The organism is Limnothrix sp. PR1529 (assembly GCF_002742025.1).
Lineage (GTDB): Bacteria > Cyanobacteriota > Cyanobacteriia > CACIAM-69d > CACIAM-69d > CACIAM-69d.
In genome coordinates, this window is the sequence record NZ_LIRO01000083.1 from 15,039 (window position 1) to 30,373 (window position 15,335).

The 15,335-nt window shown below is 54.4% G+C and carries 9 protein-coding genes; 3 read left to right on the plus strand and 6 right to left on the minus strand.

The genetic code is table 11. The features are described from left to right. Positions 1–81: 81 nt before the first annotated feature. From AMR42_RS12590 to AMR42_RS12615, 6 genes are all read right to left on the minus strand, one after another. Positions 82–1,602, minus strand: coding sequence for a DEAD/DEAH box helicase (locus AMR42_RS12590; RefSeq protein ID WP_099533935.1), 1,521 nt, complete (start codon positions 1,600–1,602; stop codon positions 82–84). Positions 1,603–2,029: 427 nt separating this feature from the next. Then, positions 2,030–3,196, minus strand: coding sequence for a PilW family protein (locus AMR42_RS12595; RefSeq protein WP_143473063.1), 1,167 nt, complete (start codon positions 3,194–3,196; stop codon positions 2,030–2,032). Then, complete coding sequence (locus AMR42_RS12600) at positions 3,193–3,963, minus strand: prepilin-type N-terminal cleavage/methylation domain-containing protein (protein ID WP_099533939.1); 771 nt, start codon at positions 3,961–3,963, stop codon at positions 3,193–3,195. The genes AMR42_RS12595 and AMR42_RS12600 overlap by 4 nt, the downstream gene beginning before the upstream one ends. 36 nt (positions 3,964–3,999) lie before the next feature. Then, entirely contained in the window at positions 4,000–9,192 is a 5,193-nt protein-coding gene (gene hpsA, locus AMR42_RS12605) for a hormogonium polysaccharide biosynthesis protein HpsA (protein ID WP_143473065.1), read from the minus strand. Between the two features lie 481 nt (positions 9,193–9,673). Next, positions 9,674–11,083, minus strand: coding sequence for an aminopeptidase P N-terminal domain-containing protein (locus AMR42_RS12610; protein WP_234406984.1), 1,410 nt, complete (start codon positions 11,081–11,083; stop codon positions 9,674–9,676). Positions 11,084–11,333: 250 nt separating this feature from the next. Continuing rightward, positions 11,334–12,731 carry a TldD/PmbA family protein gene (locus tag AMR42_RS12615; protein ID WP_099533943.1) on the minus strand — a complete coding sequence of 466 codons (1,398 nt, stop codon included), beginning with the start codon at positions 12,729–12,731 and terminating at the stop codon, positions 11,334–11,336. Positions 12,732–13,031: 300 nt separating this feature from the next. On the opposite strand from AMR42_RS12615, the gene AMR42_RS12620 reads away from it, so the two are divergent. The 3 genes from AMR42_RS12620 to AMR42_RS12630 all read left to right on the plus strand — a co-directional run bounded on the left by AMR42_RS12620 (position 13,032) and on the right by AMR42_RS12630 (position 15,229). Continuing rightward, positions 13,032–13,460 (plus strand): hypothetical protein, encoded by a 429-nt coding sequence (locus AMR42_RS12620; protein ID WP_099533944.1) that lies wholly within the window; start codon positions 13,032–13,034, stop codon positions 13,458–13,460. After that, entirely contained in the window at positions 13,426–14,295 is an 870-nt protein-coding gene (locus AMR42_RS12625) for an ion transporter (RefSeq protein WP_234406985.1), read from the plus strand. Before AMR42_RS12620 ends, AMR42_RS12625 begins: the two co-directional genes overlap by 35 nt. Positions 14,296–14,407: 112 nt before the next feature. After that, positions 14,408–15,229, plus strand: a complete 822-nt coding sequence (locus tag AMR42_RS12630) for an HAD family hydrolase (protein ID WP_099533948.1) — start codon at positions 14,408–14,410, stop codon at positions 15,227–15,229. The last annotated feature ends 106 nt before the right edge of the window (positions 15,230–15,335 follow it).

Consider the following 15,335-nt stretch of genomic DNA (forward strand, 5'->3'; position numbering starts at 1 on the left):
TTTGCTTGAGACCCTTTGGAATTTTTGAATTTTTCTGGAGCTTACGAGTCTGTCATTAACCAAGAGACAAACTCTGAAGTTTTATTCGCCGACGGGAGCAAAACGGTTGCGATCGTTCATCTTCACCGGCGCATCGGGGCGGGGACGATTGGGGTTCGGGCGGCGATCGCCACCCCCACCAGCACCCCGACGACGGGAACCACCCCCGTAGTTACGGCCACCGCGATCGCCTCGGCCACCGCGATCGCCCCGTTCGGGACGCTCAGTTTCAAAGTTATCGTCACCAAAGACCCCTTCAACTTGCCAAGCGGGCCGTTCCATGTCGTAGAACATTTGCAGCGCCGCCGCCGCCACTGCCCGAGGATCGTACTCCTCACCCAGTTGCGACACGATCGGCAGGAACGAGGCCACCCGATCGCTGGTCAGCGCTTCCTTAACACGGTTCTTGAGGCGATCGATCCGGCGAGCTTCAATCTCGGCACGGGTCGGCAAATTCACCGGCTGCATCGATTGGCGCGTGTGCCGCTCAATCTGCCGAATCCGGTAACGCTCCAGGCTGTAAGACAGGGTAATCGCACGCCCCGTTCGACCTGCGCGGCCCGTCCGACCAATCCGGTGAACGTAATTTTCCAGGTTATCGGGCAGATCGAAGTTGAACACGTGGGTCACCCGATCCACATCCAAACCCCGAGCAGCAATATCCGTCGCCACAATCAGCTTCAACTGCCCCCGACGGAAGCGCGTGATCAGGCGTTCGCGTTGGGCTTGGTTCAGGTTGCCATGATATTCATCGGCGCTGTAGCCAGCCGCTTGCAGTTGCACGGTCAGTTCCGCAGCTCCCTGCTTGGTGCGCACAAAGATCATCGCCGACTCAGGATCTTCTAGCTCCAGGATCGGCAGCAAGGCCCGGATTTTGTTGCAGCCCCGGGGAACCGTATACAGCACCTGTTCAATTCGGGTGGGAGTCGCTTGGGGCTGCTCCACCGTCACAAACACCGGATCCTTCAGGAAGTTCGCCACCAGACGACGAATCGTCGGACTCATCGTTGCGGAGAAGAAAGCCGTTTGGCGCTCAGCGGGCAGCGAGCTACAGATCTTTTCAATGTCCTGAATGAAGCCCATATTCAGCATTTCATCGGCTTCATCCAACACAAAGTAACGCACCTGGTCGAGGCGCAAAGCACCGCGATCCATCAAGTCCATTACCCGACCGGGCGTGCCGATCGCAATTTGCGCGCCCCGTTGCAGTTGGCTAATTTGCCGCTCGATCGATTGGCCACCGTAGACCGTCACGGTTCGCAAACGAGAACCAGGGCCCACAAACTTCTCGATCGCCTGGGAAACCTGTAACGCCAGCTCACGAGTTGGGGCCAGAATCAATGTTTGAACAGTGCGATTGGCATCATCAATCTGCTCCAGCATGGGCAGCCCAAAGGCCGCCGTCTTGCCAGTTCCAGTTTGAGCCAAGCCAACCACATCTTTTCCTTCGAGCAAGGCGGGAATCGCGCGTGCTTGGATGGGGGTGGGTTCAGTAAAGCCAAGGGTTTCCAGATGAGCAGCACGGGTTTCCGAGAGGCCGAGGCTTTGGAAGGAAAGGGTCATGAGTACGCTTCGTAACGGATGAACAACCAAAACCCAATCTCGCAGTTAGCCCCGAAAACCCGCAGCACGATCTAGATTGCACGGCTGGGAATCTTATTTGAATAGCGGTCGTCTGTGTTGCCGCAGAGTCAATACGTCCTTTTTGATGGGATGACGCGTTGACCCTAACCGCACGATCGCCCCCCGAGCAAGCGGGGCAGATTAGGCAAAATTGGGCGCTTTAAACAGTCAGACGAGTGTTAACTCGTTCTTTACTTAAAATAACTTAAAAAATGGCAATACGATCGCAAATGCCCTAGATTTTTCTGGGATCACGCCATGTCAGGAAACCGCGCGATCGCCTCAATCCCTTCATTCGTCGGGGTTTCAAAACGTTTACCCTCTCAGCTAGGTAACCTTCGCAGATGCCCAACAGGCAGCCCGCTGGCTATTGCAGCAGCTTCGACGGAACCTTGTTCACCGTGCCTCGGTTCAAAACTTCAGTTTTGACGGCCGCCAGCCGACAGGTTGTCTGTTGAGTCTCTTTACCCAGCTCCGTACTCAAATTCTTTTCCCCAGCCGCCGGATCATCCTGAGAGCAACTCCGCCGATCCAAACCATAGCGCCCTTCTGGGTTACCGCGAACTGCCAAAATCACCTTTTGGTTCTGGTTACCCTCGTTTTTCTGGAGCTGTTGCAAACTAACTGCTCCAGTTTCGTCCAGCACACAGGCATAGACACTGCGAACCCCTTCAAAATCCCCCGTTAATGACTCAAGACTAGGCGTAACTTCATACTGGGCAGGACATTCCCGCTCTGCGCTTAAGTTTTGATCCTGAGTATCATCCACAAAATCCACCAGCACCTGTGGTGGATCAAACTTCAGATTGGTTGAATCCGGAGGCGTGTTACCTTCAGCCGTTTTTGGCCAAGTCTGCAGAGTCAAGCCTAAGCCTGCATCTAGGGGATCATTGAAGGTGTTAGGTTTAGGGTCTGGCTCTTCATTAAACCGCTTGAGAACAAGTCGCGAAATTCGAGCACGACCATCCCATAGCTTTTTCTCATTACTTTTGTCTAGAAGGTAAACAACCAAAGTGTACGTTCTACCCGATAGTTGATATGTCTTGCAAGCGGGATCAGTGCAGCCAGGCGGTAGCGGATCGAGCTTCCAAAAGGCGATCAGTGGAAGGCTATCTTTAGGCGGTTCCAAGCCTCCATCACCACCGAATAGACCTGGACAATAATCAGTTTGTCCGGGAGAAGATTGCCCCTCCCATAGACATTTACCGGTGTAGACATAAATCGCCTCTCGCAGTTCATTACTCATGAACTCCGCAGCAATTCCCATATCACGCATGGTTTCCGATCGCGCCAATTCTCGACGATTGGTCGAAACCAGCTCCACCACGATTCCTAACAAGCCTGAAATGATCAGCCCTGCAATCAACGCTGAAATCAACAATTCGATCAGCGTAAATCCAGATGTTTGGGTTGAATCAAGCTGACGGTTTTGGATTGCGCTTTTGCGTTTACCTAAAAATGCAAGGCCATGAGGTAGCTGAAATGCTTGGTAACGACGCTTAACTCGCTTGAGGACTCGTTGAAGGGTAATCATGGGGTTTCTCCACCACTCGTTTTCGTCTTACAGTCTTCAGCCCCCCCGTTGAGGAGATAACACATTTTTTCGTAAGCACCTTTGGTGTCCGAAACGGCCAGTTGTGTGTAGAGCACTGCCAAGGGCTTAATTCCCTGCTCACCCGTGCCACTGGTTAATTGCAGAGAAGCGGCTTTAATGTCCAGGGGCTGAGTTCCACTCCGAATGGGTTGATAAGCCCAAACTCTCACCCCAAGCCGAAAAGCCACGGGAACTAAGCCAGCCGCACCTTCAATCGCGGTTTTATCGGAGGCAGCACTTCGAAAGGTTTGAACAGCAAAATCTGGCAAACAATCGCCATCCACATCCACAGGCCGCAACTCCAAAGCGCCCACAAATGGCACGCCTTTGTCACAACTATTTCGAGTAGACTCCAGATTTTTTAAATCGGGAACTCCCGAAGGTGCTGGCGTTTTTTCAAACTCACTGGCTCCGCTACTACTTTCCTGGGGCAGCAGAGACAAATTATTACTAAAATCTCCTCGCTCCATGGTGACGCGCACTTTGTCCACTTCGCCCTGAGCCACTTGAATGGCCTGTTCTGCCCGGTTGCTCTGGACTCGCGAGGCTGTTGCCAGAAATAGGGGAGGCGTGATCGCCACCGCCACCACAGACATCATCACCAGGGCCACGATGCATTCCAGCAAAGTCAGCCCAGATTCTGAGCCTGAGATTTGGGACTGCCTGCGCCAGCGGCGAACCCAGTAATTGAACGCGGCGTTAGACATGACGGGTAAGCCTCGCAAGTTCATCGGGACAGATTATCAGCAACCATCAGGGGTGGTCTCAATTGAACGTCGTAAAGCACAGATGTAAGGATCACCGGCTTCCGGTTCGTTATAGAACTCACTGCGCGTATTCCCGATCGTAATAAAGCGACTGGAAATGGGGCCCACTGGAGCGTATTGCAATCCCACGTCGTAGCCCCAACGTCGTCTTGGGGTTTGGTAGTAGGGAATATCATCCTGGCCACCGACTGGGCGCTGATTGATTTCCCAAGCATCGTGCTCGTAGGGGCCCGTTGAGGACGTGCGGAAGTTTAGCTGCAAGAAGGCTCCCGAAATGGTTTGAGACTGGCTGGAGCTACTGCCGCCCCAGTTTTCCAGCATGGGGAGGAAGTTATGGAAACCGCCATAGCTCTGGTTTTCGCGGCTGGAGCCAATACCGCTGATAAAGATGGCATTCGCCTCGGTTGTGCTCGCACCGGGTAACACACCATTTGCGCCACGACCATAGCGTTGGCCCAAGGGAACTGTTTGGTAGTTGCCGGTGTAGGGATTGGGTCGTCCAAACTCTGGACGGGCAGCATCTTCATTGATTCGCTGTAGGGGCTTGCCAGTGTAATCCACTGCCACAGCGCTAGTGAAATCAAACCGATTTTCGTGCCACCAATCCAGCACCAAATCCCGTTCCTGATCGGACATTTCTAGGGGACGGTTTTGGGCATAGAACGAAGTTGTGGGGGAAGTTAGTGATCCAGTCCGCTGGCAACCATACCAATCTGCAAGTTTGGGTGAAGCATTGAGAAAGGTATCTCGAACACTTCCATCACAGTAGTTGCCAGAGACTAACGTGATCGAGTCTGCTAGCAATTCCACAGGTCGCCAAGTATCTTTATCGGGACGGGCAAAACTTAGATTGAGATCTTGGTCAGGACTACGACTACCTCGGGAGTAGAAATTGCCATAGTTGTCTCGATTGAGGATCGTTTTGAACTCTTCAGCCAACACCCCACCCACTCGGTGCAAGTTGAAGTCACCCTTCACGAATAGAGGATTATCCGTAATGAAGGAGATTCCAAAAATGTTGGCATTGTCAGCACCACCGCCTTCGCGTTTAATCAAAGCACCATTGATCAATCGGAACCCATGGGGTCGTCGATCGGGATCGGCGTAGTAGTCCACGGGTTTAGGACTAATGCCAGTCACGTCGCTGATTGGCGGATCTTGCCCCAAGGGATTGCTGCGACCGATGCTCATGCGAGCACTTTCGGTATCTATGTTGTAGCTCGACCAGGTGGTAGAGGGCGATCGCTCGATCGCGTCTTCTCGAGTATTGTCCTCCCGGAATGCATAGACGATGCCACCTGCCTCGTTCTTCTTCAGGTTGCCAAAGGTCAACCACAGATCTCCCAAGGCAGATGGAGCGTAGGTTTTTTGCCGCAGCATATCGATATCGATATCCAGCACCCGCTCTACGAGACGCTCTCGCCCGTCCATCAAGGCTGCATCCTTGAAGGCAACCCGGTGATACTCGATCGCCTTGTCTGCTTTGGCCCCATCGTTGTCCACTGCCACAAACAGCATCTGGGAGCAGTTAGGAGCCGAATTGGTACAACTACCCGTTGGCGTGAGATTGTCGTCCACAGGTAGCAGCCAATCAGCCACTTTCCGAGGCTTGATCATGATTGACTCCAGATCCTTATCACTCAGCACCTGGAAATTACCCTGAGCAACCGTCAGATAGGGATCGAAATACAGCTTGTCGTAAGGCGCATAGAACGGATCCGTAGCTCTAGGTTGGGCATGGTCTACCTCCACAGACAGGGTAGCAGTGCCCACTTCCAGGGCGGGGAGCACTGTTTTATCTCCATCCGCATCGTGAGCGATGAAGTCTTCAGACAAGGGACGCGGGAACAGATAGTACAGCGCAGGATATTCGGGTTCTACGGGGCAGAGGGTACCTGCCAAGTGCAGAAACCGCTTCTCTTCCGCAACCGTTCCAGGAACTCCGTAGCCGAAGTAGTTATTCCCCGTTGTCTTGCTGAAATCACAACCAAACTCATAGGTTTTGGCTTGCTCATACACCCGGCCGCCAAAAGCATAGCCGACGGTTAATGATCCGGAGGGCGGCGTGGGGGTCAGGTCATTTTGGACGGTGTAGCTGTAGTGATGTTTGGCGGTTTCCGCAGGGATGCTGCCAGCGGTGTTTTTGACTCGGCCGAAGTGGGTGGCAAAGCCAAAGGTACGATCGCGCTGGATTTGCTCTCGGAGTGCAATTAACCTGGCCCATTGTTGCAACTCAGTGGGCTTCAGTGGGTTACTGTCCAAACGGTTGAGGGCCGCTCCGCTCGTGCTCTTATCTGCCAAGGCCGCCACATAGGCTTCCGGAGGAACCAGTGGTGTCACCAAATCAGTGGAAGCCGTGGTCGCCGCAAACGGATTCTCACCAGGTTTCAGGGCCGGATCCGCAGCCGGAATCCGCTTCAGCAGGGGCGGACTAGCCAGGGGTTGACCGCCCTGGGTTTTGAGGCTAGCCAACTGCACTTCCACAAAATCTGCACCCTCCTGATTACGGCTATTGAAGTCAGAGGGACTGCGCAGCCCGGAGTTTCCTGGATAAACCCGCACAGAGAAGGGCCCCGTGGTGTCTCCGGGGCGAAAAATGTCAACCCGTCCCAACTTGCGGTCATTGGCACTGTCGGTGCGTGCTCCCGAGAGCCAATCCGCACGGGAGGGGTCTTCCTTTTTATTCCAGGCTGGATCGTTGTCCCCAATTTTGCCGAGGGCTTCCGCCAGCTTATCGAGAACGGTGGTTTGGAAGTCCGGATCGCTGTAGTCGATCGCATCCAAATAGGCAATGTTGTAAGCCAACATTCCAGTACTCAGAGCCGCAGTCTGCTGGGTGGTCGCATCAGCCGGACTGTTGTTGGTGTCATAGAGGGCCCGACGCAAATTACTAAAGTCGCCCCACTTCACCAACTGCGGGAGCGGGTGAGTTTTGCCTGCTTCCTGCTTGGCGGGAAATGCACCATCCTTGTCCCCCGCAAAGGTCGCCAGGTTTTCCAAAGCTTTCCGCAAGGTCGCGTTTAAGTTGACCGGGGTGCTGGTGGGGCCAGTGCTAACACTGACTAGCTCATTGAGCCGATCCACATCCATTTCCCAACCGTTCGTGCCGCGGCCATGGAAAAAGTCGATCGCAAGTTCCTCTGATTCGTCTCCAAAGCGCTCCCCAAAGGCTGTCCATTCCGGTTTGGTCTTGACACCAGCCGTGACAGGGAGTTTCTCAAAGGTTGCCGACTGTTTCAGGGTGTCGGGAGTCCCCGGGTGAACAGTACTCGTCAAGGCAGCCACCGGCTTTACCCCTTGCCCAACACCCTTGTGAAAAAGCAACGTGCCTTGGACGGCGGCCGGATTATCTTTATAGCTACGACGCTGCAAGGCCTGGAGCGGCGTTGTTGCATCAAATTCATCCGCTTGAGAGGGATAGCCCAGGGGATTTTCCAGGGGATTTTCCAGCTCTAGGCGCTGACCGGTGATGATCCGAGTCCCCTCGTTGATGGCACGGCGTTCCCAATAGCCATCGGCTCCCACTTCTGCCGGTTGCTCCGTATTGGTGTTGCGGGTTAAGCGGTCACGTTGACTGTCAGTAATGTTGTCACCCACCTTCTTGGTGCCGGGTATCCTCAATTCTGAGGTTCGACCGTAGGTTGGCCGAGGGCCATAGCGATTGTCGGCCCGATAGAAGTCGTCTAGGTAAGGTTTAGGAACAGCCTGGCCGCTGAATCTGGTTGAATATTCCGCTCCCTCAACCGTGTTCCAGCCGTCAGCGCGTACCTTGCCCGATCTGCGCCGAACACTGGCATCTTGGGTATAGAGCAAGAGTGGGTCTAAGGCGAGATCGATCGCTTTCCCTCCAAAGTTCACGGAATCGGTTTCGGTCGTGAAATTGAGATTGCCTGGGGTCACACGGCCGCTAGTTTCTCGATAGTCGATCGAGACCCTTGGATTACCTCCAAAGTTGCTGCGGGGGCCCGAAACAGCACTGGAAATTAGATCGCCTTTGAAGTTTTTGCAAATTCCCTCGCTAGTGTAGTTTTTGCAGGTTTCTACTGAAGCATTGCCTTCAGGGTTTTCCGGCGAGGCGCTAATGCTGGAAGCTTCGGGATCTTGGTAGAGGCAAGATGAAGGGGCGCTCACCCAGAATAGGCGTGTGGGGCTGCCAGCACCTGCTAGGAACATCGAGCCTTCCGTGTGCATCGCACCATTCCAGTTGAAGGCAGCACCTGAAAACAGCTCTAGATCATTACGGAACCAAGCTCCCCATTTATTGCCTTTCTCCACAATCCGGTCTTGCTGGAATTCAAGGGTTGCAATGGTGTTGGTTCCAGCCCCTGACCGAGCAGTATCGCGCTTTGGAATTACAACAGCATCCACCTGGAAGTTCTTCCGAAGGGTAGATGTTTTCTTTTGGTCTTGATACCAGCCCGCTTCAATGGGAGGCAAGATTTCGGCACTCAGACGACCCGCGAGGTTACAAGGACTTTCATCAGCTTCCTGTTGAATCAAAGGCCCCGTGCGGGTTTGCAGCGCTGCGACTCGCCCTTGCAGAGCTGCCTTGCTCATATCAAACTCTAGCTTTCCAGCAGAGTTGGCAGACGGTGTGCTGAAAATTAAGGAGTATGCAACGTCTGCATCTTCTTGCCCGTCCCCATTTGTATCAACTGGAAATTTCCAAGCTGGATCCGGTTGTCCGTCCCCGTTTATATCAATTTGTTGCTCACCGGGAAAGGTGTAGGACTGGTTACGGGCAGCGTTAAAAATTTCGTCAAACGCACTGCTGCCAGTCAAGTTTTTGTTCAGCAACATACTGAGCAAATACTTCTCGGAGGGTGCGCCGTTGGATGTTAGGCGAGGGTCTTGGGTAAAGAGTTTTTCAAGTTTGGCTTTGGCGCGATCGATTGCGGGGGTGGCGGCGTTGTAGATCACCTTTTGGGCCCGATCGGCTGCGACTTGATCCGTGCGGTTGAGGGTGCGCAGCGACAGGGCAGTAATCGTGAGGGCTACCACCACCAGCAACAAGGCCGTGGTTGGCAACACGAAGCCCGCCTGCGATCGCAGCCGTCGCCAATAGGGATTAGAAGCCAGAATTTGGGGTCGATCGCCCGATCGCCCTCGACGATGCAACAGTCGCTGGAACTGCGCGATCGTTCGTCCCAATTGGAACGAAATAGCCAAAACTAGCCGCCGCAGGATCATCATATTGGCTCTACCAACTTGGCCTGAGAGTTCTTGAAAAACTGACCCGAAACACACCCATTACAGCAAAGGGCGGGGCGTTGGAGAGTGACCGTCAATCTCAGAACGGTTTCTCGCTACCCCAACATGACTCACTGTCCCTAGACCGGCGGCGCTCCGAATCGGTTCCATCCCAACCACGCCAGGTGGCTGTGCTTGAACCGCCCAAAAATTATCGGCTTGCAGCCTTGAAGTGTCGCGCTTCAGGGGAGCAACCAAACCGGAGCATCGCCTAGGGCTTGAGGGAAGATCTAAGCACTTAGCCCAAACTTACCCATCCGCGATTCTGGATCGATCGGGAAATCAGAAGTTTTTCTTAATTCTTTACATTTTAGGGCTTGACATATTCCAAGTCGAACGGGCCGGCTACCTCACTGGAGCGATCAGCCCGTCCGTTCCGTCCAGCCTGATTGGCTTCCGCCTAGCCATTGCCCCAAGTCAGATCAGCAACCTGTTTAGGCACAGCGGCCGTCAGCACGTCATGGCCACCCTCGGTCACCAATACATCATCCTCAATCCGAATCCCAATGCCGCGCCACTGTTCCGGCACTTCCGGTTGAGCGGGCCAATCATCGTCCTCGCCGGGCTGCTTCGGTTCGATGTCCGGGGCAATGTAGAGGCCTGGCTCCACCGTCAGCACCTGGCCCGGCTGGAGATAGCAGGGATCATCACCGTAGGTGTAGACCCCCACGTCATGCACATCTAAGCCCAACCAATGACTGGTGCGGTGGGGATAGAAGGGGCGATAGAGTTCTTTTTCAATAATTTGTTCTACGCTGCCGACCATCAGCCCTAAGTCTAGTAGCCCTTCAACCAGGACTTTCAGGGCCGCGTCATGGACGTTGCTGTAGGGATCACCAGGTTTGACCGCTGCGATCGCCGCCATCTGGGCCGCCAACACTAGCTCGTAGAGGGTTTGTTGCTCGGGGCTGAAGCGGCCATTCACCGGAAAGGTGCGGGTGATGTCGCTGTTGTAGTAGCCGTAGGCGCAACCGGCATCGATCAGCAACAGATCGCCATCTTGCAGTTGGCAGTTGTTTTCCACGTAATGCAGGATGCAGGCGTTTTCCCCGGCGGCGACGATCGCCGGGTAAGCCGGCCCCCAACCACCACGCGATCGACAAAGCCGATCGAGTTCCGCTTGCACTTCATATTCCCAAACGCCGGGCCGGGCCATCTCCATAGCCCGCTGGTGGGCCTCGGCGGCGATGTCGGCCGCTTGACGCATGGCCGCCAGTTCCAACGGGGACTTGATGTTTCGCAGTTGGTGCAGGCGGGCGATCGGGTCTTCGAGGGCTACCGGGCCGCGCCCTTTGCGGAAATAGCTCCGGCGCTGCTGTTTCCACAGATCCAGAATCTGCGCATCGAACTGGGGATCATGACCCAGACTGTAAAAGATGCGATCGCCCGTTTGCAGGTATTGCGGCAGCTTGGCGGTTAACTCTTCGATCGGGTAAACCACATCTGCCCCGATCGCTTCTTTAGCCGCCTCCACTCCCAGCCGCCGACCCGACCAAGTTTCCGCCAGCCGATCCTTGGGGCGCACAAATAAGATGAATTGATGTTCTTCGTGGTTAGGGGCCAGCACTGCTACGGCCGCTGGTTCATCAAACCCAGTTACGTAATAAAAATCGCTGTCCTGGCGGTAGTTATATTCCACATCGTTGTGCATCACCGCATGGGGCGCACTGCGGAAAATGGCCACCCCGGAGCCGATTTTTTCCAGCAACCGGGCCCGGCGCGATCGATATTCCTCTGCCCAACCGGGAGCTATGTAACCCGTGGGCGATCCGCTGCTAACCCTTGCTGTGGCGACCATCGGCAATTGCATCCTTAAGCGATTCCTAACTCAAGCCAAAACTGATAGACAGTGGCGGCACGACAAATTTAAAACGTTCAAGCAGGTTTGGAGAGCCGTTTTGGCAACGCCAAGGCCTTGGAACCGTCGCCAAATTCCCAAAATCCTGATGTTGCCGTTGAGAAACCGTGAGCAGCAAGGGGCTTAAGCCCCTTGTCTACGATGTGATCGAGGCATGAAAAATCAGCCGCTTCAGCCTGCCCCTAGGCGATAACGACAGCCCCTAGGCCGCTTCACCACCCACAACCACATTGCGAATCCGCAGGCTGGGGCCACCGCAACCAACCGGTAATCCACTTTGGCCGCCCTTGCCGCAACCGCCGGACTCATCCCAATAGAAGTCGTCCCCGATCGCCTCAATGTCCGCCAGGGTCTTGAAGGCATTGCCCGACAGGGTGACATCCCGCACCGGCTCGGCCAGTTCGCCGTTGCGCACCATCCAAGCCTCGCCGGCCGTGAAGGTGAACATTTCGCCGTTGGTCATGCCGCCCAACCAGTTGCGCGCATAAACTCCCTCTTCGATCCCGGCGATCAACTCTGCGGCCGGGGTTTCGCCACGCTCGATCCAAGTGTTGGTCATTCGGACGATCGGGGCGTAGTGATAGTTCAAGCAGCGGGCATTCCCCGTGGGTTGTTCCTCCAGTCGGCCTGCCGTTTCCCGGGAATGGAGCCGCCCGGTCAACACGCCGTTGGTGATCAATTGGGTGGTGCTGGCCGGTGTGCCCTCGTCATCGTAGGCATAGCTGCCCCGATGGCCGGCAGGTGCAGCACCATCAAAAATTTGCAGATTTTCGGGGCCAAAGCGGCGACCCAGGCTCATGGTTTCCAGTAAGTCGGGATTTTCGTAGGCCATATCGGCTTCGGACAAATGCCCAAACGCCTCATGCACAAACAAACCCGTCAAGATTGGGTCAATTACCACCGTATAGGTTCCGGCCTTCACCGAAGGGAGCGACAGGGCATCCACCGCCCGCCGGGCCGCCCCGCGCACCTGGTCATCTAATTGAGTCAGGTCTTCATAGCCGTTGCGGGAGCCGGTGGTTTCCCGGCCCGTTTGCACCGTTTCGCCATTGCGGGCCGTGGCCGCAAACCGCATTTCCATATCCACCCAGGATTGCTCCAGCATTGTGCCTTCGGAGGTGGCTAGCAAGGTGCGTTGGGTGCTGTCGCCGTAGCGCACCATCGTGGTGGCGATGCGACCGTCAACGGCGCGCAAAATTTCTGCATAGTGGTCGCAGAGGGCCTTTTTGTCCGAGAGGGACACCTGCCGGGGATCAGTGCCGGCCAAGGGCAAGGTGCAGGTGGCCTGAACCGGCGCGACCGAAGCCAGGAGGGTTTCATCATCCCCCACCAGATGGGCCGCCGCGATCGCCTCTTCCAATCGTTCCAGAAGGGTATCCAGTCGGTTAAAGCTGGCAAAGCCCCAACCGCCCTTGTGGCAAGCCCGCACTTGCCCCCCGATCGCCACGCTTTCGCTGAGGGTTTCCAGGCGACCCCCACGCAGCAGAATATCGGTTCCCTGAGATTCTTCGAGGCGGATGGCCAAAAAGTCCACCCGATCGCGGTAGCGGGCGATCGCCTCAGTCAGTCGGTTACGAGCATCGGTCAGCCAGTCAGTCATAACGCGGTTGCGGTTGCGGATTCAGTTCGCTGGAACGCTTGCGAGCACTCACTTTGGGCAGTGGCTTCTATTATGGCTTGGCTGGGGCCTTCCGGGCCGGAACCGGGCCCGATCGCCCAAAGCTTGCCCAAAGGTGGCTTGGTTGCCCGCTGGCGGCCAGTCAATTGCCCGCCAATTGCACGCAAGTTGCACTATTGTCGATCCTAAGCTTGGGTTATGTTGCTGGCTTTCAGTTCCCATGGCTCCCCAAGGCTGCCAACTCCTTAAATTTCACCCCAGATTTAAATTCCACCCCCGATCATGAATTCCGTTGAACGTTTGATTGTGATGGCCGAAGACGAACTCACTGAGTTCAGCACCGATGCCCGCAAGGTCGAAAAATTGCGCCGCAAAATTGGTCTGACCCTCTCGGTTACCGAACAACGCCAAGCCAAGGAGCAATTAAAAGCGGAGTTGGCTGAAGGGGGACAATTGGCGGAGTTTGTGGAAAAACAGCGCCAGTCGATCGCCCTGCCCTTTTGGGGGGTGACGGGTCTTGGGTTGCTGATTGGTGTGTCCATGGAACAGCCGGCCGCCTTTGTGTTTGTGATTGCCGGAACCTTGGCCGCCTGGACGGTGCAAAAGTGGGGATGGCGTTTGCAGGCCAAGCGGTTGATTTTGAACACCCTTGAGGACTTGACCAAAGGCGGTGGGAATGGCGGAAATAGTGATTCCGCCGCCGCCAACTAGCCCCATGACGGCAGTAGAAGCAGGGCGATCGCGCACTCTCGTTCAACAGCGAGTGATCGCAGTTCTGGACGATTTGGAAACGCCCCTGAGCCGTTGGGTCAATGGGGCCATTGCCGTTTCAATTCTGTTGTCGGCCGTGACCTTCGTAATTGAAACCTTCACAATTGATGATCAATTGCGGATGGTTTTGACCGTAGGCAACCGCATGTTGGCCGGGGTGTTTGCGGTGGAATATGCCCTGCGGCTGTGGTGCGCAGAACAGAAGTGGCGCTATGTTTTTAGTCCTTACGCGATCATTGATGCGATCGCGATCGCGCCGCTGCTGATTGGGTTTTGGGATGTGCGGTTTTTGCGATTGTTGCGGTGGTTTCGAGTGTTGCGCCTGGTGCGCTTTCTCGATCGCCGCTACCTTCCCCAATGGCTGGCGGCGGACGATCGCCTGATTATCACTCGTATTTTGTTTACTCTTTTTTCCATTGTTTTTATTTATTCTGGCTTGATTTATCAGGTTGAACATCCCAAAAATCCTACCGTCATTGAAAATTTCCTAGATGCCTTTTATTTTGCGGTGGTGACCATGACCACCGTGGGCTATGGCGATATTACACCCGTTTCCAAGGTGGGAAAATTGGTCACTGTTTTGATGATTTTGTCAGGAGTTGCCATTATTCCTTGGCAAATTAGCGACTTGATCAAGAGCTTTGTGAACACCAACGATAAAATTCGGAATGCCTGCGATCGCTGCGGCCTAATTTTTCATGACCCAGATGCCAGTTATTGCCGTCGTTGTGGAGCGGCTTTGCCCAGTTCTGCCGATGACATTGCTGATTTGTAAATCACGATCTCTTAGTATTAATTCAACTGGTCTTGCCCCAATAACCATTAAGCTAATCAACTCCAAATTTCCAGTTTAGTCTTGCCCCAGTTAGCATTAAGCCAATCAACCTATGATCTCTAGTTCTGAACCTATCCTGCCACCCGATTTATTAGCTTTGGACTTTGATGGGGTGCTCTGTGATGGACTGTTGGAATATTTTGAAATCGCTCGCAAAACCCATCAGGAACTGTGGCAATTTGCTGACCCGATCGCCCCAGAGCTAGCGGAATCGTTTTATCGGCTCCGGCCCGTAATCGAAACAGGTTGGGAAATGCCCGTTTTAATTCAAGCCTTGGTGGATGGGCATTCAATCGCGGACATTCAATCCCATTGGCGATCGATTTCGGAGACCATTGTGCAACGCGATCAATTAACAGCGGCCCAACTTTCACAACAGTTAGACAGCAACCGCGATCGATGGATTCGGGAAGATTTGGACGGCTGGTTGGCATTGCATCGCTTTTTTCCAGGGGTGATTGAGCAATTAAAAACCTGGCTCAATCCAGCTCATGCCTACTCTTCTTTAGAGGTTGTGATTATTACCACCAAGGAAGAGCGGTTTGTGCGGCAACTGCTCGATCGGGCAGGGGTTCATCATCAATCCTTAGCAATCTTTGGCAAGGCAACTCGTCAACCGAAAGCCACCACCTTAAAGCAGTGGATTGGGCAAAAGTCTAATATTTGGTTTGTGGAAGATATGCTGCCAACCCTGAACAAAGTCATCCAAGAACCGGCCTTGGATCGAGTGGAATTATTCCTAGCCAATTGGGGCTATAACACCGAGAGCGATCGCGCCCAGGCAACCCAGAGTGATCGGATTCACTGCCTCAGCCTTGAGCAATTTGCCCAACCATTTTCCCAATGGTTAACCATAACTGATTCAGCTCGTTAATTCTCGAAGAAGTTCTGAAGAACCAAACCTGAGCGATCGGACTTGAGCGATCAAACTTGATACGCTAACAACTCAAGGCAGCCTAACCAGACAAGGGGCTTAAGCC

Coding starts and splice junctions, on each gene's coding strand:
- AMR42_RS12590 (WP_099533935.1), bottom strand. CDS start 1,602: ATGACCCTTTCCTTCCAAAGCCTCGGCCTCTCGGAAACCCGTGCTGCT.
- AMR42_RS12595 (WP_143473063.1), bottom strand. CDS start 3,196: ATGATTACCCTTCAACGAGTCCTCAAGCGAGTTAAGCGTCGTTACCAA.
- AMR42_RS12600 (WP_099533939.1), bottom strand. CDS start 3,963: ATGTCTAACGCCGCGTTCAATTACTGGGTTCGCCGCTGGCGCAGGCAG.
- AMR42_RS12610 (WP_234406984.1), bottom strand. CDS start 11,083: ATGCAATTGCCGATGGTCGCCACAGCAAGGGTTAGCAGCGGATCGCCC.
- AMR42_RS12615 (WP_099533943.1), bottom strand. CDS start 12,731: ATGACTGACTGGCTGACCGATGCTCGTAACCGACTGACTGAGGCGATC.
- AMR42_RS12620 (WP_099533944.1), top strand. CDS start 13,032: ATGAATTCCGTTGAACGTTTGATTGTGATGGCCGAAGACGAACTCACT.
- AMR42_RS12625 (WP_234406985.1), top strand. CDS start 13,426: ATGGCGGAAATAGTGATTCCGCCGCCGCCAACTAGCCCCATGACGGCA.
- AMR42_RS12630 (WP_099533948.1), top strand. CDS start 14,408: ATGATCTCTAGTTCTGAACCTATCCTGCCACCCGATTTATTAGCTTTG.